This is a genomic window from Streptomyces deserti (assembly GCF_054782695.1).
Window position 1 is genome coordinate 1 of the sequence record NZ_BAAGRZ010000082.1, and the last position, 4,852, is coordinate 4,852.

General features: G+C 71.8%; 1 protein-coding gene. It reads right to left on the reverse strand.

Annotated elements, in window-relative coordinates:
- The coding region (locus ACYVMZ_RS39040) for an SDR family NAD(P)-dependent oxidoreductase (RefSeq protein WP_461088029.1) at positions 1–4,852 on the reverse strand (4,852 nt) is incomplete at both ends.

Below are 4,852 nucleotides of genomic sequence, written 5' to 3' on the forward strand. Positions count from 1 at the left end.
AGATCACCACAGCCCCGGGCGCGTTCACCGCCGCGATCGACACCCGCTCACCCAACCGCGCAATCACACCGGCGACTTCCGCCTCGGTCGCGGCGACGGCCAGCATCGCCCCACCCTCCGGCAGCGCACCCATCAACCGGCCCCGCGCCGCCACCAGACGACACGCGTCCTCCAGCGACCACACACCAGCCACATACGCGGCCACCAGCTCACCGATGGAATGACCGATCAGCACATCCGGTGTGACGCCGAACGACTCCAGCAGCCGGAACATCGCCACCTCGAACGCGAACAACGCAGGCTGCGTGAACTCCGTCCGACCCAGCACCTCACCACCGGAGAACATCACGTCCTTCAGCGAACGACCCAGCAACCCATCGAACCCGGCACACACCTCATCCAGCGCGGCCGCGAACACCGGGAACGCCTCATACAACCCAGCACCCATACCGACCCGCTGAGCACCCTGACCCGTGAACAGGAAGGCCGTCTTCCCCGAGCCGACGACCTCGGACACGACGCCGGCCGGCACCGAACCGGTGGCCAGGTCGGCCAATCCGGTCAGCAAGCCCTCACGATCGCCGGCGACGACTCCGCCCCGCCAGTCCAGCTGCGACCGCGCCGTCAGCAGCGAAGACGCCACGTCCAGGAGATCGACGTCCGGGTGCTCGGAGAGCCAGTCGTGCAACCTGGCCGCCTGGGCACGCAGCGCCTCCGCGTTCTTGCCCGACACGAGCAGCGGCACGGGGACCGCGTGGTGCTGGACGGCGGCGGAATCGCCGTCCCGTTCGCCGTCCACCACGACCGACGCGGCAGGCGCTTCTTCGACTATCACGTGCGCGTTGGTGCCGCTCACACCGAACGACGACACACCGGCCCGGCGCACCCGGCCTCCGGCCGGCCAGGGCTCGGCCTCGGTCAGCAGCCGGACCGCGCCCGCCGACCAGTCGACGTGCGGCGACGGTTCGTTCACGTGCAGCGTCTGCGGCAGCACCTCGTGCCGCAACGCCTGGATCATCTTGATCACACCGGCCACTCCCGCGGCGGCCACGGTGTGCCCGATGTTCGACTTCAGGGAACCGATCCGCAGCGGCTGCCGGTCGCCGCGATCCTGCCCGTACGCCGCGATCAGCGCCTGGGCCTCGATCGGGTCACCGAGGGTGGTCCCGGTCCCGTGGGCTTCGACCGCGTCGACGTCGACCGGCGTCAGACCGGCGTTGGCCAACGCCTGCCCGATCACGCGTTCCTGCGACGGGCCGTTCGGCGCGGTCAGGCCGTTGCTCGCACCGTCCTGGTTCACGGCGCTGCCGCGGATCACGGCCAGGACGTCGTGCCCGAGGCGCTGCGCGTCCGACAGGCGCTCCAGCACCAGCACGCCGACGCCCTCGGAGAAGCTCACACCGTCGGCGTCGGCCGAGAACGCCTTGCACCGGCCGTCCGGGGACAGACCCCGCTGCCGCGCGAAGTCCACGTACAGGTACGGGGTCGCGGCCACGGTGACGCCTCCGGCCAGCGCGAGGGACGTCTCGCCCTGTCGGAGTGCCTGACACGCCAGGTGCAGCGCCACCAGCGACGACGAACACGCCGTGTCGATCGTCACCGTCGGCCCTTCCAGGCCGAACACGTACGACACGCGCCCGGAGATCACACTGTGGGTGGTGCCGGTCAGCCGGAACCCTTCCAGGTCGCCCGACACCTGGTCGACATACCCGGACGCGCAGGCACCGGCGAACACACCGGTGTCACTGCCCCGCAGCGACACCGGGTCGATCCCGGCGTACTCCAGGGCCTCCCATGACGCCTCCAGCAGCAACCGCTGCTGCGGATCCATCGCCAACGCCTCACGCGGCGAAATACCGAAGAACGCCGCGTCGAAGTCACCCGCGTCGTTCAGGAACCCGCCACCGCGGCTGTAGACGGTGCCGGGCTTGTCCGGATCCGGGTCGATCAGCCGATCCAGGTCCCAGCCACGATCGGCCGGCCACGCCGTGGTCGCGTCGGTTCCGGAGACGACCAGCTGCAACAGCTGCTCCGGCGTCCGCACATCACCGGGGAAGCGACAGCTCATGCCGACGACCGCGATGGGCTCGTCCGCGCGTGCGCGGCGCGACGCCCGCGTGGTCCGGGGCCCGGAGTCCGTTCCGGCGGTCTTGGCATGGAGCAGGGTCGCCACCGCCGTTGCCGTGGGGTGGTCGAAGACGAGGGTGGACGGCAGCGACAGTCCGGTCGCCTTGGCCAGCCGGTTGCGGAACTCGATGCCACCGAGGGAGTCGAAGCCCAGGTCGTCGAAGCGCCGATCGGGATTCACGTCCTCGGCCGAACCGTGCCCCAGGACCGCCGCGGCGTGCTCGCGCACCAGTTCCAGCACCACCTCGGCCCGCTTGGTCTCCGGTACCCGGCTCAACCGGGCACCGAGCGAGCTCGAGGACGCGGCGGTCGGTGTCGTGGCGCGGCGCACGAACCCGCGCAGCATCGCCGGTACCGCAGCGGCCTGGGCCTCCCGCCGGAGTTCGGCGGCGTCGAACCGGATCGGCACCAGGTGTGCGTCGCGGCGGGCAGCGGCCTCGTCGAACAGCCGCAGGCCGTCCGTGACGGGGATGGGGTGCAGGCCGAGCCGCTCCCAGCGGGCGACGGCGGTCCGGTCCAGTGCGCCGGTCATGCCGCTGTCCTGGCTCCAAGGTCCCCAGGCCAGCGACGTCGCGGGCAGTCCTTCGGCACGGCGCAGGCGTGCCAGCCCGTCGAGGAAACCGTTGCCCGCCGAGTAGTTGCCCTGCCCGGCCGACCCCAGCACCGCGGCCACGGACGAGAACAGCACGAAGGCCGTCAGATCCGCCTCGCGGGTCAGGTCATGGAGGTGCCAGGCGCCGGCGGCCTTCGGGGTGAAGACCCGCTCCAGCTGCTCGGTCGTCAGACCGGCGACCGTGCCGTCCTCGAGAACGCCCGCCGCGTGCACCACGGCGGTCAACGGGTGCTCGGGGTCGATCGACGCCAGCAAGGCCCGCAGGTCCGCGCGGTCGCCGACATCGCAGGCCGCCACGCGCACGTGGGCACCGGCCTCGGTCAGTTCGGCCGCGAGTTCGCTCGCGCCGTCCGCCGCGGGTCCGCGCCGGGACACCAGCAACATCTGTCGGACGCTGTGCGTGGCGACCAGGTGGCGGGCCACGAGCGCGCCCAGACCGCCGGTGCCGCCGGTGATGAGCACGGTGCCGGTGCCGAACCGCTCCCCCGGCTCGGGTTCGGGATGTGCTGCCGCCCGGGTCAGCCGGGGCACGGCCAGCGTGCCACCACGGGCCGCCGCCTGCGGCTCGTCCGCACCGAGGACGGCGCCGACGAGTGCCGGGTCGGCTGGGGTCGCCGACTGCTCCACGTCGAGCAGGACGAACCGGCCGGGGTGCTCGGACTGGGCGCTGCGCAGCAGTCCCCAGATCGCCGACGCGGCCAGGTCCGGCGCCTCGTCCCCGAGCCCGGCGCCGTTCGTGGTCACCGCGACCAGTCGCGCATCGGCCAACCGGTCCTCGGCCAGCCACGCCTGCACCGTCGCGAGAACGTGCTCCAGGTGCCGCCGGACGTCCGCCGGATCACCGGTGCCTGCCACGCCGTCCATCGGGTGCCAGATCACGGCATCCGGAACGACCTCTGCGGCAGCGATGTCCGCAGGCGTGGAGTACCCGGCTTCCACTCCGGTCACCGGAGTCGATCCGAGCACCGCCATCCGCTCCGCCGGCACCCTCGACGCGGCTTCGGGGGCCGGGGCCGGCACCCACTGCACCTGGTACAGGTCGGTGTCACCACCGGACAGTGTGCTGCGCAGCTGCTTGACGTCGTAGGGACGCATCACGACCGCGTCGACCGACACCACGGGTCGTCCGGAGCCGTCCACGGCCGCGACCGAGATCGTCTCCGGCCCGCTCGCCACGGCGAGGACCCGCAGTGCCGTCGCCTTCACCAACGGCTGGTGCAGTCGCGCCCCGCCCCAGCGGAACAGCAGTCGGCCGGTGTTCGCATCGCTGTCCTGGTCGTGCCAGACGAGCCCGGCCAGGCCCGCGTGCATCACCAGGTCGAGCAGCGCCGGGTGCAGGTCGTACAGCTCGGGTTCCGGCGCGGCGGCCACGTCCAGGGTGATCTCGGAGAAGACCGTCCCGTCCCGCTGCCACGCGGCGTCGACGCCGATGAACGCGGGACCGTATTCGAGTCCCGAGCCCTTCGCGATCCGTTCGGGGATCCACGTGGTGTCCAACGGCTCGGCGTCGACCGGCGGCCACTGCTCGTCCCGCAGCCGCTCCAGCAGAGTGTCGCCGGCCGTCCAGGCACCGGTGAGCACGCCACTGGCATTGCGTACCCATTCGCCCGCCCCGTTCTTGCGGAAGTAGAAGGTGAACTGCCGCCTGCCGGCCGCGTCCGACTCCTGCACCGCCACCTGGAGTTCGACCTCGTCGCCCTCGGACGGCAGGATCGGCGCCTCCAGCGTCAGTTCCTCGACGACGCCGCACTCGATCCTGCCGCCGGCCACGAGCAGGAACTCGACCAGGGTCGCGCTCGGCACCACGACGGTGCCGTAGGTCATGTGGTCGGCGACCCACGGCTGGTCGGGCACCGACAGTCGGCCGGTGAAGACCCACTCGTCCTTGCCCGCGACCGGCACCACACCCGTCAGCAACGGATGATCGAACCGGTCACCGGCACGGTCGGGCCGGGGCTGCAACCAGTAGCGCTGGTGCTGGAAGGCGTACGTCGGCAGCGCCACCTGCGACCCCACGCGTCCGGCGAACAGCGGGCTCCAGTCCACTGCGACACCGGCGGCGTGCGCCTGCGCGAGCATCGTCACGAACTGTTCGGCCTCGTCATGATCCCG